General features: G+C 70.3%; 23 protein-coding genes and 1 pseudogene. 20 read left to right on the top strand and 4 right to left on the bottom strand.

The features are described from left to right. Positions 1–177 precede the first annotated feature (177 nt). From ABZT04_RS18045 to ABZT04_RS18020, 6 genes are all read left to right on the top strand, one after another. Positions 178–1,515: an extracellular solute-binding protein gene (locus tag ABZT04_RS18045; RefSeq protein WP_356057567.1), complete on the top strand. Its 1,338-nt coding sequence runs from the start codon at positions 178–180 to the stop codon at positions 1,513–1,515. 10 nt (positions 1,516–1,525) lie between these two features. Continuing rightward, the gene (locus tag ABZT04_RS18040; RefSeq protein ID WP_356057565.1) at positions 1,526–2,410 is read left to right on the top strand and encodes a sugar ABC transporter permease; all 885 of its coding nucleotides are present in this window, start codon (positions 1,526–1,528) and stop codon (positions 2,408–2,410) included. Then, a complete protein-coding gene (locus tag ABZT04_RS18035) occupies positions 2,410–3,315 on the top strand; it encodes a carbohydrate ABC transporter permease (RefSeq protein WP_356057563.1) in 906 nt (301 codons plus the stop codon). Before ABZT04_RS18040 ends, ABZT04_RS18035 begins: the two co-directional genes overlap by 1 nt. After that, on the top strand, positions 3,312–4,907 hold the full coding sequence (locus ABZT04_RS18030; protein WP_356057561.1) for a family 43 glycosylhydrolase: 1,596 nt from the start codon (positions 3,312–3,314) through the stop codon (positions 4,905–4,907). Before ABZT04_RS18035 ends, ABZT04_RS18030 begins: the two co-directional genes overlap by 4 nt. Before the next feature lie 179 nt (positions 4,908–5,086). Then, complete coding sequence (locus ABZT04_RS18025) at positions 5,087–6,145, top strand: substrate-binding domain-containing protein (RefSeq protein WP_356057559.1); 1,059 nt, start codon at positions 5,087–5,089, stop codon at positions 6,143–6,145. A 9-nt stretch (positions 6,146–6,154) separates the two neighbouring features. Then, the gene (locus ABZT04_RS18020) at positions 6,155–6,619 is read left to right on the top strand and encodes a hypothetical protein (RefSeq protein ID WP_356057557.1); all 465 of its coding nucleotides are present in this window, start codon (positions 6,155–6,157) and stop codon (positions 6,617–6,619) included. Here ABZT04_RS18020 and ABZT04_RS18015 read toward each other — a convergent pair. Further along, entirely contained in the window at positions 6,594–7,250 is a 657-nt protein-coding gene (locus ABZT04_RS18015) for a ThuA domain-containing protein (RefSeq protein WP_356057555.1), read from the bottom strand. The two genes, ABZT04_RS18020 and ABZT04_RS18015, sit on opposite strands and share 26 nt — an antisense overlap. Before the next feature lie 122 nt (positions 7,251–7,372). Between ABZT04_RS18015 and ABZT04_RS18010 the strand changes: the two genes are divergently transcribed. Continuing rightward, positions 7,373–7,780, top strand: a complete 408-nt coding sequence (locus ABZT04_RS18010) for a VOC family protein (RefSeq protein ID WP_356057554.1) — start codon at positions 7,373–7,375, stop codon at positions 7,778–7,780. On the opposite strand, the gene ABZT04_RS18005 is transcribed toward ABZT04_RS18010, so the two are convergent. The 3 genes and pseudogenes from ABZT04_RS18005 to ABZT04_RS17995 form a co-directional block, all read right to left on the bottom strand. Further along, a complete protein-coding gene (locus ABZT04_RS18005) occupies positions 7,760–8,446 on the bottom strand; it encodes a helix-turn-helix domain-containing protein (RefSeq protein WP_356057551.1) in 687 nt (228 codons plus the stop codon). The genes ABZT04_RS18010 and ABZT04_RS18005 overlap by 21 nt on opposite strands. Before the next feature lie 10 nt (positions 8,447–8,456). After that, positions 8,457–8,851: pseudogene (locus ABZT04_RS18000) on the bottom strand (AraC family transcriptional regulator); the annotation flags it as partial. A 67-nt stretch (positions 8,852–8,918) separates the two neighbouring features. Beyond that, positions 8,919–10,079: a YihY/virulence factor BrkB family protein gene (locus tag ABZT04_RS17995; protein WP_356057549.1), complete on the bottom strand. Its 1,161-nt coding sequence runs from the start codon at positions 10,077–10,079 to the stop codon at positions 8,919–8,921. A 492-nt stretch (positions 10,080–10,571) separates the two neighbouring features. Between ABZT04_RS17995 and ABZT04_RS17990 the strand changes: the two genes are divergently transcribed. From ABZT04_RS17990 to ABZT04_RS17930, 13 genes are all read left to right on the top strand, one after another. After that, positions 10,572–13,022, top strand: a complete 2,451-nt coding sequence (locus tag ABZT04_RS17990) for a Pls/PosA family non-ribosomal peptide synthetase (protein WP_356057547.1) — start codon at positions 10,572–10,574, stop codon at positions 13,020–13,022. 52 nt (positions 13,023–13,074) lie between these two features. After that, positions 13,075–15,159, top strand: a complete 2,085-nt coding sequence (locus ABZT04_RS17985; RefSeq protein WP_356057545.1) for a non-ribosomal peptide synthetase — start codon at positions 13,075–13,077, stop codon at positions 15,157–15,159. Positions 15,160–15,215: 56 nt separating this feature from the next. Continuing rightward, positions 15,216–16,220, top strand: coding sequence for a TauD/TfdA family dioxygenase (locus ABZT04_RS17980; protein ID WP_356057543.1), 1,005 nt, complete (start codon positions 15,216–15,218; stop codon positions 16,218–16,220). Next, positions 16,217–17,245, top strand: a complete 1,029-nt coding sequence (gene sbnB / locus ABZT04_RS17975) for a 2,3-diaminopropionate biosynthesis protein SbnB (protein WP_356057541.1) — start codon at positions 16,217–16,219, stop codon at positions 17,243–17,245. The genes ABZT04_RS17980 and sbnB overlap by 4 nt, the downstream gene beginning before the upstream one ends. A 33-nt stretch (positions 17,246–17,278) precedes the next feature. After that, positions 17,279–18,253 (top strand): 2,3-diaminopropionate biosynthesis protein SbnA, encoded by a 975-nt coding sequence (sbnA, locus tag ABZT04_RS17970; protein WP_356057539.1) that lies wholly within the window; start codon positions 17,279–17,281, stop codon positions 18,251–18,253. A gap of 69 nt (positions 18,254–18,322) precedes the next feature. Further along, positions 18,323–19,957, top strand: a complete 1,635-nt coding sequence (locus tag ABZT04_RS17965) for an acyl-CoA dehydrogenase family protein (RefSeq protein WP_356057537.1) — start codon at positions 18,323–18,325, stop codon at positions 19,955–19,957. Between the two features lie 203 nt (positions 19,958–20,160). After that, on the top strand, positions 20,161–21,447 hold the full coding sequence (locus tag ABZT04_RS17960; protein WP_356057535.1) for a GAF domain-containing protein: 1,287 nt from the start codon (positions 20,161–20,163) through the stop codon (positions 21,445–21,447). A gap of 168 nt (positions 21,448–21,615) precedes the next feature. Further along, positions 21,616–22,875, top strand: coding sequence for a hypothetical protein (locus ABZT04_RS17955; RefSeq protein WP_356057533.1), 1,260 nt, complete (start codon positions 21,616–21,618; stop codon positions 22,873–22,875). Positions 22,876–22,912: 37 nt separating this feature from the next. Further along, the gene (locus ABZT04_RS17950; RefSeq protein ID WP_356057531.1) at positions 22,913–23,485 is read left to right on the top strand and encodes a GNAT family N-acetyltransferase; all 573 of its coding nucleotides are present in this window, start codon (positions 22,913–22,915) and stop codon (positions 23,483–23,485) included. Positions 23,486–23,612: 127 nt separating this feature from the next. Continuing rightward, complete coding sequence (locus ABZT04_RS17945; protein WP_309500612.1) at positions 23,613–23,696, top strand: putative leader peptide; 84 nt, start codon at positions 23,613–23,615, stop codon at positions 23,694–23,696. A 131-nt stretch (positions 23,697–23,827) separates the two neighbouring features. Continuing rightward, a complete protein-coding gene (locus tag ABZT04_RS17940) occupies positions 23,828–25,525 on the top strand; it encodes a nitrite/sulfite reductase (RefSeq protein WP_356057528.1) in 1,698 nt (565 codons plus the stop codon). After that, positions 25,522–25,701, top strand: a complete 180-nt coding sequence (locus ABZT04_RS17935) for a hypothetical protein (RefSeq protein ID WP_355924997.1) — start codon at positions 25,522–25,524, stop codon at positions 25,699–25,701. Before ABZT04_RS17940 ends, ABZT04_RS17935 begins: the two co-directional genes overlap by 4 nt. Further along, the gene (locus ABZT04_RS17930) at positions 25,698–26,408 is read left to right on the top strand and encodes a phosphoadenylyl-sulfate reductase (RefSeq protein ID WP_356057526.1); all 711 of its coding nucleotides are present in this window, start codon (positions 25,698–25,700) and stop codon (positions 26,406–26,408) included. Before ABZT04_RS17935 ends, ABZT04_RS17930 begins: the two co-directional genes overlap by 4 nt. The last annotated feature ends 21 nt before the right edge of the window (positions 26,409–26,429 follow it).

Genomic DNA, 26,429 nt, shown 5'->3' with positions numbered 1-26,429 from the left:
GGTTCATCGCGAACTCGCCGTTACGTAACCGGTTTCTCTTTAAACCCCCAGGCCAGACGGGGTCTGTTCAGCGCTATCGAAACAAGTCGCTGCACGCCTCTTGCTCCCGGCAGGACCCGTTGCCTACCTTCGCAGCAACCGGTTTCTACCTCTTCTCTTCCGAAGGAACACGGCCTGATGAACTTCACCAGCTCCCGGAGAAGCTTCGCTCGTGCAGCCGTCGCGGGTCTCGCGCTGACCGGTCTGCTCTCCGCCTGCGGCGGATCCGGTTCAGGGGATTCCGACTCCAAGTCCTCGGGCCCGGTCACGCTCCCCTTCTGGGGCTGGGCCAACGGGCAGGACCTGGTCGTGAAGGCGTTCAACGCCTCCCACAAGGACATCAAGCTCAAGTACACCAAGGTCACCGACCAGTTGACGATGCAGAAGCAGCTCACCAACGCGGTCAAGGCCGGCAACGCGCCCTGCCTGGTGCAGAACACGGCGGAGTACGTGACCACCTGGGTCTCGCAGGGCGCGCTCGCCGACATCTCGCAGTACGTCTCGGCCGACAAGGGCAAGTTCAACGCCGGCTCGTGGGCCAGTGCGCAGGTGCAGGGCAAGTCATATGGTGTGCCGACCAGTTCGGCCCCCGCGTTCACGATCTACCGCACGGACATCTTCCAGAAGTACGGCCTGAAGGCGCCGACGACCTGGGACGAGTTCATCGCCGCGGGCAAGGTGCTGAAGAAGCACGGCATCAAGATCACCAACTTCGCCGGTGAGGACCCCAGCACCCTGGAGACCCTCGCCATGCAGGCCGGGGCCCACTGGTACGCCATCGACGGCAACTCCTGGAAGGTGGACTTCCAGGACGCGGGCAGCCTGAAAGCGGCCGGGCTGATCCAGGACATCATCGACAACGACCTCAACTCCAAGCTGTCGTTCGCGGACTACGCGGCCGTGCAGCGCAACTACGACAACGGCGGCACCGCGACCCGGCAGATCTCCACCTGGCAGATGGCGGGCATGGTGCAGAACTTCACCAAGTCCGACGGCAAGTGGGCGCTGGCGCTCTGGCCGACGTTCGCGGGCGAGGCCGCCAAGACGCCCGCCGGGACCAACCAGAGCGGTGGCGTCACCCTGGTGACCAAGCAGTGCACGCACCAACAGCAGGCCGCCGAGGCCGCGTTGTGGATGTCGACCGACACCGGTGCGGTGAAGACGATGGCGAGCCCGACCACCGGCAACGGTGTGATGCCGGCCCTGGCCGACAGCGGCGCGTACGTCGACGAGGCGATCTCCGACAAGCTGCTCGGCACCAACTACGAACCCGCGAAGAAGATCGTCACCGACAGCCTCAACACCGTGACCTCGGACTGGGTGTTCGGCCCGGACTGGACCGCGATGTTCACCGAGATGCAGACCGGCTGGGCGAAGGTGATGAGCAAGCAGGAGAAGGTCACCGACCTGTTGGCGCACATGCAGGAGTGGACGGTCAAGGACCTGAAGTCCCGCGGTATCAGCGTCAAGGGCTGAGGCAGCGCCGATGATTCGCTCCCAGCGCTGGAAGGGTGCCGCGTTCACGGTGCCCTTCCAGCTCGGTTTCGTGTTCCTGTACCTGATACCGATCGGGTACGCCGTCTACGAGTCGCTGTTCGTGGAGCACCAGTCCGGGCTCGGTCTCGGCGGCTCCACCCAGAAGTTCTCCGGCCTCGACAACTACCGACAGGGACTGACCGACTCGGCGTTCATGAACTCGGTCCTGCGCGTGGTGCTGTTCGCCTGCGTGCAGATCCCGGTGATGCTGCTCGTCAGCCTGCTGCTCGCGCTGTTCCTGGACGCGCTGTCCTCGAAGGTCGCGGGCCGGTTCCGGATCCTGCTTCTTGTGCCGTACATGATCCCCGGGGTGGTCGCGGCGATCGTGTGGATCAACCTGTACAGCCCGGACGTCGGTCCGCTGACCCCGCTGGGCAAGGTGTTCGGGCTGTCCTGGAACTTCTTCGCGCCCTCGATGGTGTGGCCGTCCATCGGCAACCTGCTGACCTGGCACGGCATCGGCTACAACATGGTCATCATCTACTCGGCGCTCCAGGGCGTGCCCCGCGACCTCTTCGAGGCGGCCCGCCTCGACGGCGCCTCCGAGTTCCGGGTCGCGCTCAGCATCAAGATCCCTTACGTACGAGGGGCGTTGGTGCTGACCGGGATGCTCTCGATCATCCAGATGCTGCAGATCTTCAACGAGCCCGCGCTGTTCCGCAACGTCACCCCGCAGACGGTGGACGACAGCTTCACCCCGATCATGATCATCTACAACCAGGCGTTCAACGCGGGCAACTACCACTACGCCGCCGCCCTTTCGGTCCTGCTCGCCCTCATCCTCGGCCTCGCCTCCTTCCTCTTCTACCGGCTCACCGCGAAGGAGGCCGACTGATGACCGTCGTCGAAGAACGCCGGAACACATCCCAGGTCCGCCGCCTCAACAAGCCCGATCCCACAGCCCGTTCACGCGGCGGCCAGCGTTTCCTGCTCGTCGGCCTGGTCCTGGCCAGCGCCTACAGTCTGTTCCCGGTGTGGTGGCTGATCGTCGCCGCCACCAAGAACCGCACGGGGCTGTACCAGAGCAACGGCCTGTGGTTCTCCGGCATGCACCTGTGGGAGAACGTGCGGCAGGTCTTCACCTACGAGCACGGCATCTTCCTGCGCTGGACCGCCAACTCGTTCCTCTACGCCGGCGTCGGCTCGCTCGGCGGCACACTCATCGCGCTCGCCACGGGCTACGGCCTCGCCCGCTTCGAATTCCCGGGCCGCAGTGCGGTGTTCGCGTGCGTGGTGGGCTCGTTCCTGATCCCGATCGCGCTGCTCACGCTCCCGCTGTACCTGATGTTCTCGAAGATCGGCCTGGTCGACACCCCCTGGGCGATGCTGATCCCCTGCCTGATCAACCCGTTCAGCGTCTACCTCGCCAAGGTCTACACCGAGGCCACGATCCCCTTCGAGCTCCTGGAGGCGGCCCGCCTCGACGGCGCGGGCGAGCTGCGGATCTTCTTCAGCATCGTGCTGCGGATGATGGTCACCGGCGGCGCGACCGTGTTCCTGCTCGCGTTCGTGAACACCTGGAACGCCTTCTTCCTGCCGCTCACGGTCCTGCGCGGCGAGGACAACTGGACCCTCAACATCGGCCTCTACAACTGGTCCGGCAAACGCCTGGAGTCGGGCGTCGACCTCACCAGCCTGGTCCTGACCGGGGCGCTGCTGTCGATCGTGCCGATGGCCGTGATGATGGTGGCGATGCGGCGGTACTGGCGTACGGGAGTCACGCTGGGAGCCCTCAAGTGACCTTGCTGCACAACCCCGTTGTCCGCGGTTTCGCCCCGGACCCCTCGATGGTCCGGGCCGGTGACTGGTACTACGTGGCGACCAGTTCCTTCGAGTGGTTCCCCACGATCCCGATCCACCGCTCGCGGGATCTCGCGCACTGGGAGTACGCGGGCCATGTCCGGGGCGCGGTCCCCGGCGACTCCCTCGCCGGGGTCCCCGACTCGGGCGGCGTCTGGGCTCCCTCGCTGAGCTGGGACGGCGAGCGGTTCTGGATGACGTACTCGATCGTCCGCTCGGTCGGCACACCGTACTTCGACCTGGACACCTATGTGACGACGGCGACGGACGCGGCCGGGAAGTGGACGGCCCCGCGACGGGTGACGAGCCACGGTTTCGACCCGGCGCTGTTTCACGACGAGGGCCGGCTGTGGCTGCTCAACCTCCAGAGCGACCATCGCCCCGGCGGCCGACGCTTCGCGGGGATCGTCGCGACCGAACTGAACCGCGACACACTCGCCCCCGTCGGCGGGACCCATCTGCTCCTCCAGCACGAACGGCTCGTCGAGGGACCGAAGTTGGTGCGGCGGAACGGCTGGTACTACCTGCTGCTCGCGGAGGGCGGCACGGGGTTCGAGCACGGGGTGCTGATGGCGCGCAGCCGTACGGTCACCGGTCCCTACGAACTCGACGACCGCCCCCTGCTGACCTCCCGGGACGATCCGTCGCTGCCGTTGCAGAAGGCGGGCCACGGCGAGCTGGTCGAACTGCCGGACGACACCTGGGTGTTGAGCCATCTGGCGGCACGCCCCGTCCCTGCTCCCGACGGACCGCGCTGCACCCTGGGCCGGGAGACGGCGATCCAGGCCGTGACCTGGGACACGGACGGCTGGCCGAGGCTGCGGGACGGGGGTTGGCACCCGGAGGTGGAGGTCACCGTACCGGCACTCCCAGCGGCTCCACCGAACCAAGTCACGTACGACGAAGGGCTGTTGGGGTGGCCGTGGAGCAGTCCGCGGGCTTACCCGGACCCGTCCTGGGCCGACGCGACCACACGCCCCGGCTGGATCCGGCTGCGCGGGCGGCACGGGCCCGAGTCGCGGTGGGCGCACAGTCTGCTCGCGCGGCGGATCACGGAGCATCGCGCGGAGGCCGAAGTCACGGTCGACGCACGGCCGTTGACGTTCACCCAGGCGGCCGGGCTGGTGCTCTGGTACGGCGCCGAGGCGTATCTGAGCCTGCACCTGACGTGGGCGGAGCCCGAAGGCGAGGAGCAGTGCGGGCAGCAGTGGCGGGGTGGTGGCCGTACGGTGCTGAGTCTGGTGGAGCGGGACGAGGACAGTACTCGTCAAGTGGCCGTCGTCGAGGTCGATGCGGGTGTTCCGGTGACCTTGGGTGTGACGGTCGACGGGGCGGACGCACGGTTCTGGTGTCTGCGGGAGGATGTGCGGACTCCGGTCGGGCCGGTGCTGGACTTCAGCCGGCTCTCCGACGACCACGGGTCGCGGCTGCGGTTCACCGGTGCGATGGCGGGCATCCATGCCTGGGATCTCGTCGATGCCGGGTTCACCGCCGATTTCACCCGCTTCCGCCTCGACTGCCCACCCGGCTGACCTGTTCGGGGTTTCGAAAGATCGGGTCGGCACCATCACGTGAATTCCCTGGTCTTCCCGCCGTGTTGACGCGCACCTATCGTAGGAAGCGCTTTCTGACCGATTGCTGGTCGAGCCGTGGAAGCAGCGCTGGTCGAAACTTTCGATGGCCCTCGGGCGGGCTGGAGAGGTGGTACCCGATGGTCCGTACGGGGAGCGCGAGTGTGACGGCGGGGCCGACCCTTGCGGTCGTGGCCCGCGAGGCGGGGGTGTCCGTGCCGACGGCGTCCAAGGTGGTCAACGGGCGGGAGGACGTGGCGCCGGAGACGCGGCGGCGGGTGACGGAGGCGCTGGAGCGGCTCGGGTATGTGCGCAGACCCCGGTTCGACGCGAGCAAGGCGCCGGGGCTGGTCGACCTGGTCGTGCACTCGCTGGAGAGTTCCTGGTCGGGGGCGGTGCTGCACGGGGTGGAGGAGGCGGCGTACGAGGCCGGTCTTGAGGTGGTGGTCTCGGCCGGGCTGACCCGGACGCGGGCCGACCGGCCGGAGCGGGGGTGGCTGGACAAGTTGGTCGCGCGGGGTTCGTCCGGAGTCCTGTTCAATCTGGCGGAGTTGACGCCGTCGCAGTACGCCTGGCTGGAGCAGCACCGCATCCCGTTCGTGATGATCGACCCGGTGCACGAGCCGCCGCCGGGCGTCGTGTCGGTCGGCGCGGCCAACTGGCAGGGCGGGGTGACGGCGACCGAGCATCTGCTGGCGCTGGGCCACAAGCGCATCGCTGTGATCGCCGGCCACCGGCACAAGATGTGCAGCAGCGCGCGCGTCTCCGGCTACCGTTCCGCGCTCTCGGCCGCCGGGGTGCGCGCGCGCCCCGAGTACATCCGGCACGGCGGCTTCGACCGGACCATGGCCCGCACCCGGATGCGCGAACTCCTCGACCTGTCCGAACCGCCCACGGCGGTCTTCGTCTGCTCCGACCAGATGGCGCTCGGTGTCTACGAGGCCCTGGCGGAACGGCGGTTGAGCGTCCCGGACGACATCAGCGTGGTCGGCTTCGACGACCTGCCCGAGGCCCGCTGGGTGACCCCGGCCCTGACCACGGTCCGCCAGCCCCTGTCGGAGATGGCCGCCACCGCCCTGCGCCTGCTGCTGCGCCTGATGGACGGCGACCGGCCCGAGGGCACCCGGACGGAGTTGTCGACGCGGTTGGTGGAGCGGGCCAGTACGGGGGCGCCGCCGGGTGGGGCCGCCGGCCGGTAGCCTGCCGACGTGGCCAGGGTATGGAGTGTGGAGCAGTTGATCGCGGACGGCTTCGAGCCCACGTACGTGGACTTGGAGTGGCACGACGGACCGCGCAAGGGGCTCGCTCTCGTCGAGGGTGTCCCGCACTACTACGAGGGCCGTGAGTACGACCCCAGGGACGAGGCCGACGAGTACCTCGTGTGGCCCGCGAGCGAGACCGCGGTGGCGATGGAGCGCGAGCAGTGGGCGATCTACGTCAGGTACGAGGTCTCCGATGCCGGAAGGGAGGAGCATCCGGCGAACGGCGGGGTCGACGCCCGCTTCGACGAACTGCGTTCGCTCCTCGCGCCGCACCGCCAGGCGCCGGACGGTGCTCGACGGCTCGTGGGTGAGGTGCGCTTCGACGACGGGGACGACCGCTACCGGCCCGACGGGGTCGACCACTGGTTCCGGTGGCGACCGGCCTCTAGTCCCGCCCCGCCGCCCAGTTGATCCCGCCCAGCAGATGCGCCCGGAAGGCCGGGTCCTCGTAGGCCTCCGAGGCGTGGCCGAGGGCCGTGTAGAAGACGCGGCCCGAGCCCTTCTCGTGGCACCACGCCAGGGGGTGGTCGGCGCCCATTCGGCCGCCCTCGTAGGAGGATTCGTCGGCCGAGACGAGGACCCGTACCGAACTCCTCGGGTTGGTGCGGAAGTCGTACCACTCGTCCGTGAACCGCCATACGGCGGGCAGGTGTCGGGTGGCCGGGTGGGTGCGGTCCTCGACCAGCGCGTTGCCGGGCTGGTGGGCGGGGTGCTGGGCGAAGCGGGCGCCCAGGAGGTCGCCGTAGTACGGCCAGTCGTACTCCGTGCAGGCCGCCGCGTGGACGCCGACGAAGCCGCCGCCCGACTCGACGTAGGAGGTGAGGTGTTCGCGGCCCGCCGGGGTGAGTACCTCGCCGCTGGCGGAGAGGAAGACGACGGCCGCGTAGCCGTCCAGGGGGTGCTCGAAGGCTGCCGGGTCCTCGGTGGCGGTCACCTCGTAGGGGCCGAGGGTGTGCAGCGCGGTCACCGCGGCCGGGATGGAGTCGTGGCGGTAACCGGTTGTGCGGGTGTACGCGAGGAGACGGGGTGCGGCAGCGGACATACGGGGAAGCCTAGTTCACAGGTCAACGGGTTCTGCATCGCCCCGGGCCCGCGGTGTCTGCGGTGTCTGCGGTGTCCGATTCGTTCAAGACCGGCCGCCCGGTCCCTGCCTACGGTGGCCCCATGACTCCACGATTCGACGCGATCGGCCTGGTCGTCTCCGACATGGCCGCCTCTGTCGCCTTCTACCGTCGGCTCGGGTTCGGTTTCCCCGAGGCTGCCGAGGACCAGCCGCACAGCGAGGCCCAACTGCCGGGCGGCCTACGGCTGTTGCTGGACACTGAGGACACCGTGCGCTCGTTCCATGCCGGTTGGCGGCCGGCCACCGGTGGCAGCGGCCGAGCCGGCATCGCCCTGCTCTGCGACGACCCCGCCGAAGTCGACCGGGTCTACGACGAGTTGACCGGCGCCGGGCACCACGGCGAACTCAAGCCCTGGGACGCCTTCTGGGGCCAGCGGTACGCCGTCGTGCACGATCCCGACGGCAACGGCGTGGACCTCTTCGCCCCGCTAGCCGGACCGGCCGAGTAGTTCCCCCAGCGGTATCCCGGCCAACTCCTTGACGTCCCGGGCGAGATGGGCCTGGTCCGCGTAACCGGACCGGGCCGCCGTCTCCGCGAACGGCACTCCGGCGCGGGCCAGGGCGAGGGCGCGCTGCAGGCGCAGCACCCGGGCCAGTGTCTTGGGGCCGTAGCCGAAGGCGGTCAGTGAGCGGCGGTGCAACTGGCGGGCGCCGAGGCCGAGTTCGTCGGCGGTGGCGGCTACGGGGCGGCCGCTGTCCAGGGCGGCGACGAGGTGTCGTAGCAGCGGATCGGGTGCGGCTGTGCGCGCCGCGCGGTCCAGGGCCAGTTCCTCCAGCGCCCTCGCCGGGTCGGGGGAGCTGTCGACGCGGTCCCGCAGCTCGCGTACGAGCGCGGCGGGCCAGAGGTCGGCCAGGTCCACGCGGCGGTCCCGGAGTTCATGGGCGGGTACGCCCAGGAACGTGGGCGCCGTGCCGGGGAAGAAGCGGATGCCGGCCCAGCGTACGGGTGCGCCTCCGGCGACGTACGCGCGCGTGTCGGGGCCGGCGACCAGCAGGCGGCCCTCGTTCCACAGCAGGTCCATGCAGCCGTCGGGCAGGACGGTGGCGGTGCGAGCCCCGACCGTCCGGCTCCACACCACCGCTCCCGGCAGCCGCGATGCCCTCTCCGCGTACACACTCACCAGGCTACGGCGACCGGTGCTCCCGCGGGCTCACGCCGTAGACCCGCTTGAAGGCGGTGGACAGGGCGAACGGGCTGCCGTGGCCGACGCCTCTCGCGATCGCGGCGATGGTGTCCGGGGTGCCGCGGCGGCGGTCGGTGAAGCGGCGGGCCAGGGCCGCGCGGGAGACGCCCGCCTTGGCGGCGAGGGAGGCGACCGTCCCAGGGGTGGGCCGGGTCGTCCTGGAGGAGGCGGAGCACCCTGCCGACGACCCGGGTCGGCCTGCGCGCGGTAGCAGGTCGGGGCCCCCGTCTCCGGGCGGGAGAACCAGGCCCTGGGCGCGGCGAGGACCAGCAGGTCCAGGAGGCGGTCGAGGACGACCTCCTGGGCGGGTTCGTCGCGGACGATCTCCTCCGGGAGCCGCGCCACTTCAGGGAGGTCGCGCGGGAGGTCGCGGCGGCCGGCGTCCGGAAGGTGTAGCGGAGCGTTACTTCTCCGGTGGCGGGGTGTGCCCCGCGGGCTTGTGGGTGCTCTTCGCGTGGGTGCGGAGGCGGGAGGTGACGTCCTCCGGGGGCAGGAAGCGGGACCAGCGCTCCGGGAACTCGGAGGGCATGTCGGGGTCGTCGGGGTCCTCGTCGTCGTCCTCGTGGGAGCGGGCGGCGGCCATCCTGGCGACGTACTCGGCGGCCTGCTCCTCCTGCCGGCGTTCGTTGGCGGCGCGGGCGGCGGCGGTCGCGGCGGCCGGCCAGACCCGGTCGATGGCCGCGTTGACGGCGGCCCCGACGAGCACGGCGAACGCGGAGACGCCGATCCACAGCAGGACGGCGACGGGCGCGGCGAGGGAGCCGTAGATGGTGGGGCCCTCGACGGTGCCGGTGAGGTAGATGCGCAGCAGGTAGCTGCCGAGGACCCACATGGCGAGGGCGACGAGGGCGCCGGGAACGTCCTCGATCCACGGGGAGCGGACGGGGACGGAGACGTGGTACAGCGTCGTCAGGAAGACGACGGACAGCACGATGACGACCGGCCAGTACAGGACCTGTACGAGCGTCTCCGACCACGGCACCACGTTCACCACGGCGTCGGGCCCGGCCACCATCAGGGGCAGCGCGATCGAGCCGATCAGCAGGCCCGCGATGAACAGGGCGAAGGACACGATCCGGGTCTTGACGATGCCGCGGACGCCGTCGAGGCCGTACATGACGGTGATCGTGTCGATGAAGACGTTCACCGCGCGGGAGCCCGACCACAGGGCGAACAGGAAGCCGATGGAGATGACGTCGGGCCGGCCGCCCTTCATCACGTCGTGCAGGATCGGCTGGGCGATCTCGTGCACGCCCTTGTCGGACAGGACGGTGCGGGACGCCTCCAGGATGTTGTTCTCCAGGCCGGCGATGCTGTCGGCGCCGGTCCAGCTGTCGACGTAGCCGAGCAGGCCGATCATGCTCAGCAGGAGCGGCGGCACGGACAGCAGCGTGAAGAACGCGGCCTCGGCCGCGAGGCCCAGGATGCGGTACTCCATGCAGGAGTTGACGGTGTCCTTGACCAGCAGCCAGGCGGTCCTGCGCTTGGAGACGTTCCGATAGAGGGCGCGTGCCCGGTGGAACCGGCTGGAGGGCCGCTCGGGGGGTTCACTTGCTGACTGCACGCCCTAAAGGTATCCGCCGCGCAGGGATGCACTCATCCCGCGGGGTCGCCGGCGGGACAGGGCGCTTCCGGGACAGTCATGTCATGCTCGCGCTGGCCGAAACTGTTCGCCCCGAAATTCGAATTGGCATTCGAGATTTTAATGGCCGCTTCGGAGAGTGCGCCGGTGAGGACTTCGCCCGTCAATCCTGATTGACCAACCCCTCACATGACGAAGACGAAAAAGCGCCATTGACCAAAACGACCTTGACCCGTTCCAGAATGTCCAGAAATAATCCGGACTGCATTCGTTGCGCGCGTTGGGACGACGTCAGCGCACACGACTCGGGGGAATCGAAATGGGCCCGGGACCGGGGCCCCGTCCATATGGCAACTTCTGTACACAATGCAGAACTCCACTCTCAGGTATTCCCATTTACCCCACCCGTTTCGCGTGCCGCCTTATTCGTCTTTGGCAATTCAAGGACAGCGATCAGCACCAAGGAGCCACGTGGTGGGAAAACCCGGCACCGTCACCGAGACCGTCCTCGCAGAGGTCCTGGCCGGTGTCGTACGCAAGGAAGACGTACCTCTCGACAGTCACTTCTTCGACGACCTGGGCGCCAACTCACTGGTGATGGCGCACTTCTGCGCCCGGGTCAGGAAACGCGACGATCTGCCGTCGGTGTCGATGCGGGACGTCTACGGCTATCCGACGATCCGCAGTCTGGCGGCGGCGATCGCCGAAACGCCCGAGCCGTCCGCGCCGGTCGAGACTCAGGCGCCGCCGGCCGGCAGTACGGCCCGCTATCTGCTGTGCGGGACACTCCAGTTCCTCGTTTTCGCGCTGTACTGCGTGCTCGCCGGACTGGTCACCGGACGCGGCTACGAATGGATTTCCGACGGTTCGGGAGTGGCTCAGGTATATCTGCGTTCCGCGATATTCGGCGGCGCGGTGTTCATCGGTGTGTGCACGGTGCCCGTGGTGGCCAAGTGGGTACTCGTCGGCCGTTGGAAGGAGACCGAGTTCCCGGTCTGGGGTCTGGCCTATGTCCGGTTCTGGACGGTCAAGGCGCTGCTGCACGCCAACCCGATGATCCTGTTCGTCGGCAACCCGCTGTACGTCCTCTACCTGCGCGCCCTCGGTGCCAGGATCGGCAAGGGCGTCACGATCCTCTCCCACTCCGTGCCGGTCTGCACCGACCTGCTGACCATCGGTGCCGGAACGGTCATTCGCAAGGACTCCTACTTCCTCTGCTACCAGGCACACGCCGGCCGCATCCGCACCGGCCGCGTCACGCTCGGCAGCGAGGTGTACGTAGGCGAGAAGACCGTCCTCGACATCGGAACGGTCATGGGCGACGGGGCCCAACTCGGCCACTCCAGCGCGCTGTACGACGGCGCGCAGGTCCCGGCCGGCGGGCGCGCGCACGGCTCCCCGGCCCAGCCCACGGACGTCGACTACGTCCGCGTCCCGGCGGCGGACTGCTCGGCGCCGCGCCGCTTCGGCTACGGCCTGGCCGCCGCCGTGCAGATGCTGCTGGTCTACGTCCCGCTCGCGGTCGGCGGCACCTACATGCTGCTGACCGTGGCACCGGCCCTGGACGATCTGCTCGACCCGGACAGGAAGGACCTCGACTCGGCCCGGTTCTACGGCGAGGCGCTGGGTCTGTCGCTCGCGGCGTTCGTGGGGTTCGTCGTCCTCGGCTTCGCCGCCGTGTCGCTGCTGCCGAGGCTGCTCCGTCCGCTGCTCCGCCCCGACCGGGTGTATCCGCTGTACGGCTTCCACTACTCGGTGCAGCGCGCGGTCGCGCGGACGACCAACCTCAAGTTCTTCAAGTGGCTGTGCGGCGACAGCTCGTACATCACCGGCTATCTGCGGGCCATCGGCTACGACCTCGGCGCGGTGGAGCAGACCGGCTCCAACTTCGGTACGGAGGTGCAGCACGAGACGCCGTATCTGGCCACCGTGGGCGCGGGCACGATGGTCGCGGACGGGCTGTCGATCGTCAACGCGGACTTCTCCAGTACGTCGTTCCGCCTGTCGCGTGCCTCGATCGGGCCGCGCAACTTCCTCGGCAACAACATCGCCTACCCCGCGGGCGGCCGCACCGGCGACAACTGCCTGCTCGCCACGAAGGTGATGGTGCCGATCGACGGCGAGGTCCGCGAGGGCGTCGGCCTGCTCGGCTCACCGTGCTTCGAGATCCCGCGCTCAGTGGAACGCGACAGCCGCTTCGACCACCTGCGCGAGGGCGAGGAGCTGAAGCGCCGGCTGGCCGCGAAGAACCGCGCCAACCTGCGCTCGATGGGCCTGTACCTGTTCGTGCGCTGGCTGCACTGGTTCGTGCTCACCGTGCTCGGCTTCGCCGCCGTCGACCTGTACGGGGGCGAGGGCATCGGCGGCGGGCTGCTGATCGGCGCGTCCCTGATGCTCGGGCTCGCCTTCACCGCCGGGTACTACGTGCTGGTGGAGCGCCTGGTCGGCGGATTCCGGCCGCTGGAGCCGAAGTTGTGCTCGATCTACGACCCGTACTTCTGGTGGCACGAGCGGCTGTGGAAGGTGCCGGACACCTATCTGGAGGTGTTCAACGGGACGCCGTTCAAGAACGTCATCTGGCGGCTGCTGGGCGTGCGGATCGGCCGCCGGGTCTTCGACGACGGCGCCTACATCACCGAGCGCACCCTCACCTCGATCGGCGACGACTGCACGCTGGCGGCGCACACCAAGGTGCAGTCCCACTCGCAGGAGGACGGCACCTTCAAGTCCGAACACATCACCATCGGTGCCGGCTGCACCCTCGGGGTGGGGGCGCTCGTCCACTACGGCGTGTCGATGGGCGACGGGGCCGTACTCGCCGCCGACTCCTTCCTGATGAAGGGCGAGGAGATGCCGGCGCTGTCGCGGTGGGGCGGGAATCCGGCGGTGGCGCCACGGCGCGCCGGACGGCGCATCACTCCCTGACGGCTCGGGCCACAGGGGGCAAGGAAACAGGGGAAACAGGGGGAAGAGAACGATGGAGATCATTCCGCGGTGGACGCTCGCTCCGGTGCCCGGTTGGGCGGAGCACGAAGTGTCCCTGCCCGACGGGCTGTTGACCGGGCCCGCCGAACTGAAGACCGCCCACGCGAAGGTGCTGGGCGCGCTCTCCGGCGAAGTCGCCGAGGAGGACCCGGCGTTGCTGGTGAGCGTCACGGGCAACGCCCTGCGGCTGAGGTACCGCACCGACGTCCTGGACGCCGAGGCCGCCGCCCGCATCGCCGGCTACCACATCACCGCGCTCACCGGGCCGGAGCGGACGAGCCTGCTGTCCGAGGCCGAACTCCGCTTCCAACTGGAGGAGTTGGCGGGCCCGCACCGCGAGCTGCCCGACCGGCGGGTGCACGAGCTGTTCGAGGAGCGGGTGTCGGCGCACCCGGACGCCGTCGCCGCCGTGCAGGGCGACCGGCAGTGGACGTACCGGGAACTCAACTCCCGCGCGAACCAGCTCGGTCGGGCCCTGCTCTCGCGCGGCCTGACCCGCGAGGGTGTGGTCGCGGTGGTGCTGGAGCGGAACCTGGACTGGATGGCCGCCGTGCTCGCCGTGTTCAAGGCGGGCGGGGTGTATCTGCCCGTCGAGCCGCACTTCCCGGCCGACCGGGTGGCGAGGGTGCTCGACCGTGCCGGGTGCGAGGTGGTCCTGACCGAGCGCGGCAGCGACGGCGCGCTGGAGGTGTCCGACCGCACGCTCTACGTCGACGAGGCCTACGCCGAGGGCCACTCGGACGGCGACCTCGGGATCGAGGTCCAGCCCGGTCAACTCGCCTACATCTACTTCACCTCCGGCTCCACGGGCGAGCCCAAGGGCGCGATGTGCGAGCACGCCGGGTTCCTCAACCACGTGTACGCCAAGCTCGACGACCTGGGGATCGGGGCCGGGCAGGTGGTCGCGCAGACCGCGCCGCAGTGCTTCGACATCTCCCTGTGGCAGTTGGTCTGCGCGCCACTGGTGGGCGGGCGGACGCTGCTCGTGGAACAGGACGCGATCCTGGACGTGCCGCGGTTCGTCGACACGATCGAGGCCGGGGGCGTCAATGTGCTCCAGGTCGTGCCGTCGTATCTGGAGGCCGTGCTCGCCGAGTTGGACCGGCGACCGCGTGAACTCCCCGGTCTGCGCTGTGTGTCGGTCACCGGGGAGGCCGTGAAGAAGGAACTCGTGGAGCGCTGGTTCGCGGCGCGGCCCGGGGTGCGACTCGTCAACGCCTATGGCCTGACGGAGACTTCGGACGACACCAACCACGAGGTCATGGACCGGGCACCGGACGGGCCCCGCGTCCCGCTCGGGCGGCCGGTCGGCAATGTGCGGGTGTACGTCGTCGACGAGGACCTGGTGCCGGTGCCGCTGGGGGCGCCCGGTGAGATCGTGTTCTCCGGTGTGTGCGTGGGCCGGGGGTACGTCAACGACCCCGAGCGCACGCGGGCGGCGTTCACCGAGGACCCGTACCGGCCCGGTGAGCGGCTGTACCGCAGCGGCGACCACGGGCGCTGGCGGCCGGACGGCAAGCTGGAGTTCCTGGGGCGCCGGGACAGCCAGGTGAAGATCCGCGGCTTCCGTATCGAGATCGGCGAGATCGAGAACGCGCTGCTGCGGGTGGACGGGGTCAGGGACGGGGCGGTGGTCGTCGTCCGCGGGACGCAGTTGGTGGCGTTCTGCACCGGACCGCGCCCCGTCGAGGCACGCGCCGTGCGGGCCCGGCTCGCCGAGTCGCTGCCCGCGTACATGGTGCCGTCGGTCGTGCACTGGCGGGCGTCACTGCCGCTGACGGCCAACGGCAAGACCGACCGCAGAACGCTCACCGCGCTCGCCGGTGACCTGGACGCGGTCGGCGACGGGCCCGACACGCCGGCCGAGCGCCGGCTGGCGGCGGCCTGGGCGGTGGTGCTGGGCATCCCGGCCGACCGGATCGGCCGCCAGGACCACTTCTTCGACCGCGGCGGCACCTCGCTGGCCGCCGTGAAGCTGGCGGTCGCCCTCGACCGGGCGATCAGCCTCAAGGACGTCACCCGTCATCCGGTCCTCGCGGACCTGGCCGGACTGCTGGACCCGCCGGTCTCCTCCTGAGGCCAGGCCGCACCCCCGGTCGAACGCTCGACAGCACCACCGAAAGGAACACCGAGATGTCGCTCTCATCCGCGACCCTTCTCCACGCCATCACCCTGAGCCCGGACGGTCCGCCGCTGCTGCACGCCGAGGCCGGCGCGGATCCGGTCGGCTGGGCCGCCCGGCACCGCGACGCGCTGCGGGCCGTCGTCGCCGAGCACGGCTGCGTCCTGGTCCGCGGTCTCGGCCTCGCCGACCCGGCCAACACCGAGACCGTCTTCCGGCGGCTCACCGACTCCCTGATGGCCGACCGCGAGCCCTTCGCGCCACGCCGTACATACGCGGAGGGCGTGTACTCCGCCACCAAGTGGCCGACCGACCAACCGATGTGCCAGCACCACGAGTTGAGCTACGCCCTGGAGTTCCCCGGGCTGCTGCTCTTCGCCTGCCTCGACGCGCCGACGGAGGGCGGGGCGACCCCGGTCGCCGACGCCGAGGCGGTGCTCATGGCCCTGCCCGCGCCGCTGGTGGAGCGGTTCGAGCGGGAGGGCTGGCTGCTGACACGGACCTACCACGAGGAGATCGGGGCCTCCGTCGCCGAGGCCTTCGGCACCGACGACCGCGGCGCTGTGGAGCGCTACTGCCGGGCCCAGGGCATCAAGTTCGCCTGGCAGCAGGACGGTTCGCTGCGCACCCGGCAGCACCGCCCCGCCGTGCTCCGGCACCCGGTCACCGGCCGGCGCTGCTGGTTCAACCAGATCGCCTTCCTGAACGAGTGGACGATGGAGCCCGAAGTGCGCGAGTACCTGATCGACGTCTACGGTGCCGACGCGCTGCCCTTCAACACCCGCTTCGGCAACGGCGATCCGGTCGGCGCCGATGTCGTGGCGGCGATCAACGAGGCGTACGACGCGCAGGTGAGGCGCGAGCCGTGGCGCTCGGGGGATCTGCTGCTGGTGGACAACATCCGTACCGCGCACGGCCGTGAGCCCTTCGACGGACCGCGCGAGGTGCTCGCGGGGCTCGGCGATCCCGTACGGCTGACCGACTGCGCCCCGACCACCGAGGGGAAGGTCGCATGAGCGTCGACGCGCCCTCGTTCTCCGTCATCAGCGGCGAACAGGTCCAACAGGCCCTGGCCGGGCGGGAGTCGGAGATCGGCGCCCTCGTGGAAGCCGTGTACCGGCTGCACGGTGCGGGCGAGTCGGTGAACCCGCCGTCGTACTTCCTGCGCTTCCCGGACCGCCCCTCGTCCCGGATCATCGCGCTGCCCGCGTCGCTGGGCGGCCCGCTGCGGGTTGACGGCCTGAAGTGGATCTCCAGTTTCCCGGGGAACACCGGGTCGGGGCTGCCCAGGGCCTCGGCTGTACTGATCCTCAACGACCCCGACACCGGCTATCCGTACGCCTGCCTGGAGAGTTCGGTGATCAGCGCGACCCGTACGGCGAGTTCGGCGGCCCTCGCGGCCGAGAAGCTCAGCGAGGGCCGGACGCGTCCCCTGCGGGTCGGGTTCGTGGGGACGGGGCTGATCGCCCGCTACATCCACACCCATCTCCGGGCCACCGGCTGGGAGTTCGAGGAGACGGGCGTGTACGACCTGTCCGCGGACAGCGCGGAGGGGTTCCGGGGTTATCTGGAGCGGTCGGGGGCGCCGGGCCGGGTCACCGTGTACGACAAGGCCGAAGGCCTGGTCCGCTCCAGCGACTTGATCGTCTTCGCGACTGTCGCCGGGACGCCCCATGTGCACGATCCGGCCTGGTTCGACCACCATCCGCTGGTCCTTCATGTGTCGTTGCGGGATCTCGACCCGGCGATCCTGCTCGCGTCCGCCAACTTCGTGGACGACGTCGAGCACTGCCTGAAGGCCGACACCTCGCCGCATCTGGCCGAACAGGCCACCGGCGGGCGGGAGTTCATCGACGGCACGCTGGACGACGTACTGACCGGGCGGGTGAGTGTCCCGGCCGACCGGACGGTGGTGTTCTCGCCCTTCGGTCTCGGGGTGCTCGACCTCGCGGTCGGCAGGTTCGTCCATGACGAAGTGGTTCGACGGGGCGAACTCCGCGTCGTCGACGGGTTCTTCCACGAGCTGCGCCGGTACGGCTGACGGCGATCGTGGCGCACCATGAGGGGGGAAAGCATGTCTGTCATTTCTGATCCGGCGGAGTTCAACGAGGACGACCTCTACGTCGACCTGCGGGCCGCGCTGGAACTGCCGCTCTATCTGAAGTGCGAGGGCTTCAACTTCGCCGGCTCGATCAAGCTGAAGGCCGCCGCCGAGATGGTGAACGCGGCCGAGCGGGCCGGCATCCTGCGGCCCGGCTCGGTGCTGGTCGAGTCGTCGTCCGGCAACCTGGGGGTGGCGCTGAGCGTGATCGCGGCGAGCCGCGGCTACGGGTTCCTCTGCATCACCGACAGACGCTGCAACGTGCCGACCGTGCAGCTGATGGAGTCGCTCGGCACCCGGGTCCACGTCATCGACCAGCCGGACGTGCACGGCGGGTTCCTGGGCGCGAGGATCGCGTACGTGCGGGCGCTGTGCGCCTCCGACGAGCGGTATGTGTGGCTCAACCAGTACACCAACCAGGGGAATTGGCGGGCGCACTACCGCACCACGGCACCCGCCATCGCCCGCCGGTTCCCGCAGCTCGACGTGCTGTTCGTGGGGGCGGGCACCACGGGGACGCTGATGGGCTGCGCGCGCTGGTTCTGGCAGTGGCGGCGCCGGGTGCGGATCGTGGCCGTGGACGCCGCCGGTTCGGTGACCTTCGGCGGGGAGGCGCGGCCCCGGCTGATCCCGGGGCTCGGCACCAGCGTGCCGCCGACCTTCCTCGACACCTCGTACATCGACGACGTGGTCCATGTCGAGGAGCCGGACACCGTGCAGACCTGCCGTCGGATGGCCGCCCGGGGCTTCCTGTTCGGCGGGTCCACCGGCACGGTCGTCAACGGGGCCGGGCAGTGGCTTGCCCGCAACGGCCGGCACGGCACGACCGCGGTGGCGATCGCCCCCGACCTGGGCGAGCGCTATCTGGACACCGTCTACCGCACCGGCTGGCTGGAGGAGGAGGCGCCCGAGACCGAGATGCTGGCGGCGATGTCCCGCTCGGCCTGAGACCCGCGGCGGCGGCTGTGTCAGGGTGGAGATCCAGACCACCGCCGTCCCCACGGGTAGGTTCCAGCCATGGCACGTACCACCCACACCGTGACGAACCAGACTCCCCCACTGGTCGGATACGACGTCTTCGCCGCCGACCGCGTCCTGACCGCCGCGGTCGAGCGGCACACCGCCCCCGAGCTGCTGGACGAGGTCCGGGGTGAACTCTCCGTCCTGGGTCAGGCCGCCGGCTCGGCCCAGGTGCAGGAGTGGGGTGCGCAGGCCAACGACCACCCCCCGGGCCTGCGCACCCACGACCGCTACGGCCGGCGGATCGACGAGGTCGAGTTCCATCCGGCCTGGCACCGGCTGCTCGGCAAGGGTGTGGGCGCGGGCCTGACCTCGGCCTGGAACCGCCCGGCCGGGCATGTGCGCCGGGCCGCCGGGTTCCTGGTCTGGACCCAGGTCGAGGCGGGCAACTGCTGCCCCCTTTCGATGACTCACGCGGCGGTGCCCGCCCTGCGCGCCGACCCCGCGCTCGCCGCCGAGTGGGAGCCCCGGCTGGCCTCCACCGTCTACGACCGTGAGCTGCGGCCCGCCCACCTCAAGGCCGGCGCGGTCTTCGGGATGGGCATGACGGAGAAGCAGGGCGGCAGCGACGTCCGCGCGAACACGACGGCCGCGCACCCGCTCGCCGAGGACGGGACGTACGCGCTGACCGGCCACAAGTGGTTCTGCTCGGCGCCCATGTCAGACGGCTTCCTGGTGCTGGCGCAGGCGCCCGGCGGGCTCACCTGCTTCCTGGTGCCCCGCGTGCTGGCGGACGGCACCCGCAATGTGTTCCTCCTCCAGCGGCTCAAGGACAAGCTGGGCAACCGGTCGAACGCCTCCGCCGAGGTCGAGTTCGACGGGACCTGGGCGCGCCGGGTCGGGGACGAGGGGGACGGGGTGCGCACCATCATCGGGATGGTCGCGGCGACCCGGCTCGACTGTGTGCTCGGCTCGGCCGGTCTGATGCGGCAGGCCGTCGCGCAGGCCGTCCATCACGCCGCCCACCGCGAGGCGTTCGGCGGAAAGCTCTTCGACCAGCCGCTGATGCGCAATGTGCTGGCCGATCTCGCCCTGGAGTCGGAAGCGGCCACCACGCTGGCGCTGCGGCTCGCGGCGGCCTACGACGACGGCGGGGAACAGGAGTTGGCGTTCCTGCGGTTGGCGGTGCCGGCCGCGAAGTACTGGGTGACCAAGCGCTGTACGCCGGTCACGGTCGAGGCGGCGGAGTGCCTGGGCGGCAACGGATACGTGGAGGAGTCCGGACTGCCGCGCCTGGTGCGGGAGTCGCCGCTCAACTCGGTCTGGGAGGGCGCCGGGAACATCCAGGCCCTGGACGCACTACGGGCGTTGCGGCGCGAACCGGCGGCGCTCAACGCCTTCCTGGTCGAGGTCGGCCGGGTGCGCGGCGCCGATCACCGGCTGGACGGGGCCATGAAGAACCTGCTCACCGAATTCGCCGACCTGGAGGGCATCGAGGGCCGCGCCCGGCGCCTGGTCGAGCGGATGGCGCTGGTGCTCCAGGGCGCGCTGCTCGTCCAGCACGCGCCCCCGGCGGTCGCCGACGCGTTCTGCGCCTCCCGGCTGGGCGGTGACTGGGGAGCCGCCTTCGGCACCCTGCCGCCGAGCCTGGACCTGACGTCGATCGCGGAGCGGGCCCGCCCGGCGCTCTGAACACCGGCGCAACGCGAGGGTGGTGCTGCGCCGACACGGCACCACCCTCGCAGCGTGGGACAAGTTTCAGACACCGTAAGGCTGTTCACCAGGGTTGCAGGGGGTTGCAACTTGGCGGCTTCTGTGTCCGGACTGTCTCCCTCCGTCACCGGGGAGCGGCACTATGAGACCAACAGTCGATACGGGACCGGAGAGAAGGACCCATGGCGAACCCGCCGGCCGGCCCGGCGCAGCGCACCACCGTCGACGCGGCGCGGACGGCACGGATGCTCAGCGACGCCCGGCACGCCACGCATTCCGGACAGCGCGCCCGCACCGCGCCGCGCCCGGTGATCGAGGAGTCCTGGGAACGCGCGTTACGCGGCGGAACGCACCCGGACCACGATCTGCGGGCCGGGGTCCTCTCCCGCGAGGAGGTCGAACGACGGCGCGGCACAAGCCCGTTGCGGCACGTTCTGCCGGTGCTGCGGGAGGGGCTGGTGTCGGTCGCGGACGCCGCCCACCACATCGTGCTGGTCGCCGACGACGAGGGCCGGGCGCTGTGGCGCGAGGGCAGCGCCGCGGTGCTGCGCAAGGCGGACGAGGTCGGCATCGAGGTCGGCACGGACTGGCGCGAGGACGTCGTCGGCACCAATGGCCTGGGCACCCCGGCGGTCCTGCGGCGGCCCGTGCAGGTCTTCGCCGCCGAGCATCTCTCGCGCGCGCTGACCGGGTTCACCTGTGCGGGCGCCCCGATCACCGACCCCAGGGACGGCCGGCTGATCGGGGTCGTCGATGTCAGTGGTCCGCTGGAGACCATGCATCCGGCCACCCTCGCCTGGGTCGACTCGGTGGCGAAACTCGCCGAGGCCCGGCTGCGCGAGCTGCATCTGACGTCGATCGAGCGGCTGCGCGCGGTGGCGGCGCCGATCCTGCCCCGGCTCGGCGGCCGGGCCCTGGTGGTGGACCGGGACGGCTGGACCGCCGCGGTGACCGGGATGCCGTACGCGAAGCGGATCGCGCTGCCCAAGTCGACCTCGGGGGGCCGCCGTTGGATGCCCTCGCTCGGACTGTGCCTGCTGGAGCCGCTGGCCGGCGGCTGGTTGATCCGGGTCGTCGACGAGCCGCCGCCCGCCGCCACCCGGATCGTCCTCGACCTGGCCCTGCCGCGCCGGCCCTCGGTGACGGTGTCCGGCGGGACAGGCTCCTGGACCCATGAACTGAGCCCCCGGCACGCCGAGTTGCTCTATCTCCTGGCCCTGCACCGCACCGGGCGCAGCGCGGCGGCCCTGGCCGAGGACATGTTCGGCGACCCGGGCCGCACGGTGACGGTGCGCGCCGAGATGTCACGGGTACGGCGCTATCTCGGGGCGTTCCTGGAGCACCGGCCGTACCGCTTCAGCGAGGACGCGGAGGTCGAGGTGCTGCTCCCGGACGACCCGCGCGAGCTGCTGCCGCACTCGACGGCGCCGGGGGTGGCGAGGGCGCGGGGTTCGGTCCGGACGCCGTAGCGGACAGGTGGCGCAAAACAGACGTCGAGCGGCATCTTCCGCATAATTGCAGGGTCTTGCCCCTGGGGCGGCCTCGACTGCCGTAGCATCCCCCTACGGGCCACCCCACCTGCTCCCTGGTCAACGCACGGATCACCAGGCGCAGTTGGCTCGCCTCGGGAGGACACTATGAGTGCACGTGGACGACATCGTCGACGCAAGCGGGGCAGGGCGCTGCGCGCCGTGCTGGCCGGGGCCGCACTCGGTCTCACCGCCGCCGCGACGCTGATCAGCGCCTCACAGGCGACGGTCGCTTCCGACCCCGGGGCGCTGAAGCCGATCACCTCGGCCGCCGACCTGGGCGAGTTGCGGCTGCGGGAGAGCCTGGAGCCGCAGCAGTCGCTGGACCGGCTGGCCTCCGCGATGGGACGTCCGGTGGGCGTCGACACCGTGCTGAAGAGCGCCGACCACACCATGCGCGACTCCGCCGACTGCACGACCGACGAGAAGGCGGCGCTGCCCGTCGAACCGGCGGCCACCCGCGCCTACTGCTGGGACAGCGGCGACGCGGCCGACCCCTCGTGGACGCCCCGCTCGGTGACCACCTCGGGCGACGCCGACGAGGACGGCTGGTGGGGTGCGAACCGGGTGATCCTCTCCGGCTGGAGCGCGAACACCCGCGGCCTGGCCCGGGTCGCCTTCGTGAACGCCGCCGACTCCGCCCGCCTCACCTACACCTGGGCCCTCCTCGCGGTGCCGACCGACGGCGGACGCGACTACCGCGGGCTCGCCTCCAGGATCTCGGGCATGGTCTGGTACCAGGACAAACTCCTGGTCACCACCACGAGCGGGTCCCGAGACGCCCTCTATGTGTACGACATGAACCGTATCCAGCGCGCCACTGTGACGGCCTCCGCGGTCGGCCGGGTGCGCGAGGGCTGGTCGGCGGCCGGGTACCGGTATGTGCTGCCCGCGATCGGGTCGTACCGGCTGAGCGGCGGCACATCGGCGGTCCGGCCCGTGGCACTCTCCCTGGACCGCGGCACGGTCCCGGACAGTCTGGTCGCGAGCGGGGCGAAGCGGCTGTGGCGCTACCCGTTCAGCGGGGACCCCGCGCGTGCGGGGCTGCTCGCCACCGACGCGGCCGGGCGCGCCTCGGCCGAGGAGGCGTACGACACGAAGGTCACCGGCGCCGGGGGCGTGCTCTCGTACGGGTCCGCCTGGTACGTCGGCGGCTCGGCCGGGACGGACGCCGGCCGGGGCACGATGTGGCGCCAGGACACCGGCGGCGCGAAGGCCACCGAGTGCGGGGCCGACGGCACGCACCGGTGCTGGAGCCCGCGCACGGACTCCCTCTCGTACTGGCAGGAGACGGGCGAGGTCTGGTCGGTGTCCGGCCGGATGCTGTTCGCGCTCCCGCTGACCTCGATCGACCGGTCCCTGGGCTGATCGACAGATCGCGGGGCCGGATGATTCCCTGACGGGCATGACGAACATCCCCGTGACCACCTGGTCCCTGGAGCAGACCGACCCGAGCGACCTCCTCCCGGCCATCGCGCCGGACGGAGACGTGCGGATCGTCCGCTCCGAAGTCCCCTCCCCCGAGTTCAGCCGCTACCTGTACGCGTCCGTGGGCGGGGACATCCTGTGGATCGACCGGCTCGGCTGGACGTTCGCACAGTGGCGGCAACACCTGGAGCGGCCGGGTGTGGAGACCTGGGTCGTGTACGACCGTGGCACGCCCGGCGGGTACGTGGAGCTGGAGCCGCAGGGCGACGGGGTGGTCGAGATCGTCTACTTCGGCCTGGTTCCCGCCTTCCGCGGCCGCCGCCTCGGCGGCCATCTCCTCTCCTACGGCGCCGCCCGCGCCTGGGACCTCGCGGACCGCTGGCCCGAGCTGGGGGCCACCAAGCGGGTCTGGCTGCATACCTGCAGCCTGGACGGGGTGCACGCGATGGACAACTACCAGCGCCGGGGCTTCAAGCTCTTCGACACGCAGGTCGAGGAGATGCGGCAGGCGGCCACTCCGGGCCCCTGGCCGGGGGCCTACCCTGTCTGACCTGGGCCGACAAGACGGCGTACGCTCCTTGTGACCGACAACACCCTCGTCTCACACTTCGAGACAAGGGTGTCCGCATGACGGACGAAGCTGGACTCTGTCCAGATCGCCGTGACACGCTTCCGTCATGTCTGGAACTGGAATTGCCTTGGTGAGTCGGCGGCACGTCGACCTCGGCCGCATGTCCAGCGCCATCTGTCCGGCGGGCTAGCCCGAGCCGCAGCACCCCCGGAATCCCCGTATCTGCCCCACCCCGCGCAAAGACGCGCACGTATGCCCGCATGCGCCCGTACGCGCAGGTCAGAGCCGATCACCCCGCCTGTCCCCGGAGGACGTAGAACCATGGCCGCCACCCCGCAGAACCCTGCAGCCGCAGCGCCCCGCCGCAAGGTGAGCCGTCACCGCGGTGAGGGTCAGTGGGCCGCGGGGCACCACACCCCGCTGAACGGCAACGAGCAGTTCAAGAAGGACGACGACGGTCTCAATGTGCGGACACGCATTGAGACGATCTACTCCAAGCGCGGATTCGACTCGATCGACCCCAACGACCTGCGCGGCCGGATGCGCTGGTGGGGGCTGTACACCCAGCGCAAGCCGGGGATCGACGGCGGCAAGACCGCGATCCTGGAGCCGGAGGAGCTGGACGACAAGTACTTCATGCTGCGCGTCCGCATCGACGGCGGCCGACTGACCACCGACCAGCTCCGGGTGATCGGCGAGATCTCGCAGGAGTTCGCGCGCGGCACGGCCGACCTCACCGACCGGCAGAACGTGCAGTACCACTGGATCCGCATCGAGGACGTCCCGGAGATCTGGAACCGGCTGGAGGCCGTCGGCCTGTCCACGACCGAGGCCTGCGGTGACACGCCCCGCACCATCCTCGGCTCGCCGGTCGCCGGTATCGCCGAGGACGAGATCATCGACGGCAGCTCCGCGATCGACGAGATCCACCGCCTCTACATCGGCAGCAAGGAGTTCTCCAACCTGCCGCGCAAGTTCAAGACGGCGATCTCCGGCTCCCCGCTCCTCGACGTCGCGCACGAGATCAACGACATCGCGTTCGTCGGCGTCAACCACCCCGAGCACGGCCCCGGCTTCGACCTGTGGGTCGGCGGCGGCCTCTCCACCAACCCGAAGATCGGCGTCCGGCTCGGCGCCTGGGTCCCGCTGGACGAGGTCCCGGAGGTCTGGGCCGGTGTGATCGGGATCTTCCGCGACTACGGCTACCGGCGGCTGCGCACCCGCGCCCGGCTGAAGTTCCTGGTCGCCGACTGGGGCCAGGAGAAGTTCCGCCAGGTCCTGGAGGACGAGTACCTCAAGCGCAAGCTCGTCGACGGCCCCGCCCCCGCGCAGCCCGTACAGCGCTGGCGCGACCACGTCGGCGTCCACCGCCAGCAGGACGGCCGTTTCTACGTCGGTTTCGCCCCGCGCGTCGGCCGCGTCGACGGCACCACGCTCACCAAGATCGCCGAACTGGCCCAGGCGCACGGCTCGGGCCGGCTGCGCACGACGGTCGAGCAGAAGATGATCGTGCTCGATGTCGAGGAGAGCCGGATCGACTCGCTGGTGGAGGGCCTGGAGGCGCTGGGCCTCACCACGAAGCCCTCGCCCTTCCGGCGCGGCACCATGGCCTGCACCGGTATCGAGTACTGCAAGCTCGCGATCGTCGAGACCAAGCAGCGCGGTATCCAGCTCATCGACGAACTGGAGCGCCGCATCCCGGAGTTCGACGAACCGATCACCATCAACATCAACGGCTGCCCGAACGCGTGCGCCCGTATCCAGGTCGCGGACATCGGTCTCAAGGGCCAGTTGGTCCTCAACGACCAGGGCGAGCAGGTCGAGGGCTTCCAGGTGCACCTCGGCGGCGCCCTCGGCCTGGAGGCCGGCTTCGGCCGCAAGGTCCGTGGCCTGAAGGTCACTTCGGAGGAACTGCCCGACTACGTCGAGCGGGTCCTCACCCGGTTCCAGCAGGAGCGCGAGGACGGCGAGCGCTTCGCCGCGTGGGCGACGCGCGCCAGCGAGGAGGCACTGTCGTGAGTGAGCGTGCCGCCCCGTTCTACTGCCCCTACTGCGGTGACGAGGACCTGCGTCCCAACGAGCAGGGCCATGGCGCATGGGAATGCGCGGCATGCAACCGGGCCTTTCAGTTGAAGTTCCTCGGGCTGCTCGCCCGCGGAGCTCAGCGGAACGAAGCCGGAGGGGACCAGATATGACGACCATTCAGAAAGAGCGCACGGGCGAGGACTTGAAACGCCTCGCCGAACAGGCGGGCCGCGACCTGGAGGACGCCTCCGCGCTGGAGATCCTCCAGTGGGCGGTCAAGACCTTCGGCAAGCAGTTCTGCGTGACCTCCTCGATGGAGGACGCGGTGGTCGCCCACCTCGCCTCCCGCGCGATGCCCGGCGTCGACGTGGTGTTCCTCGACACCGGCTACCACTTCCCGGAGACCATCGGCACCCGCGACGCGGTCGAGGCCGTGATGGACGTCAACGTCATCACGCTCACCCCGCGCCAGAGCGTCGCCGAGCAGGACGCCGAGTACGGCCCCAAGCTGCACGACCGCGACCCCGACCTGTGCTGCAAGCTCCGCAAGGTGCAGCCGCTGGAACAGGGCCTCACCAAGTACGCGGCCTGGGCGACCGGGCTGCGCCGCGACGAGTCCCCGACCCGGGCGAACACCCCGGTCGTCGGCTGGGACGAGAAGCGCCAGAAGGTGAAGATCTCGCCCATCGCCCGCTGGACCCAGGACGACGTGGACGCGTATGTCGCCGAACACGGCGTCCTCACCAACCCGTTGCTGATGGACGGCTACCCGTCCGTCGGCTGCGCGCCCTGCACCCGCCGGGTGCTGGAGGGCGAGGACGCGCGCGCCGGTCGCTGGGCGGGCCGCGGCAAGACCGAGTGCGGACTGCACGAATGACGACCACCACCGAGGAGTTGC

This window comes from Streptomyces sp. NPDC005492, from assembly GCF_040605995.1.
Classification (GTDB): domain Bacteria; phylum Actinomycetota; class Actinomycetes; order Streptomycetales; family Streptomycetaceae; genus Streptomyces.
The sequence above is the reverse complement of the archived record's forward strand: the minus strand, read 5'-3'. Positions and strand labels throughout refer to the sequence as shown.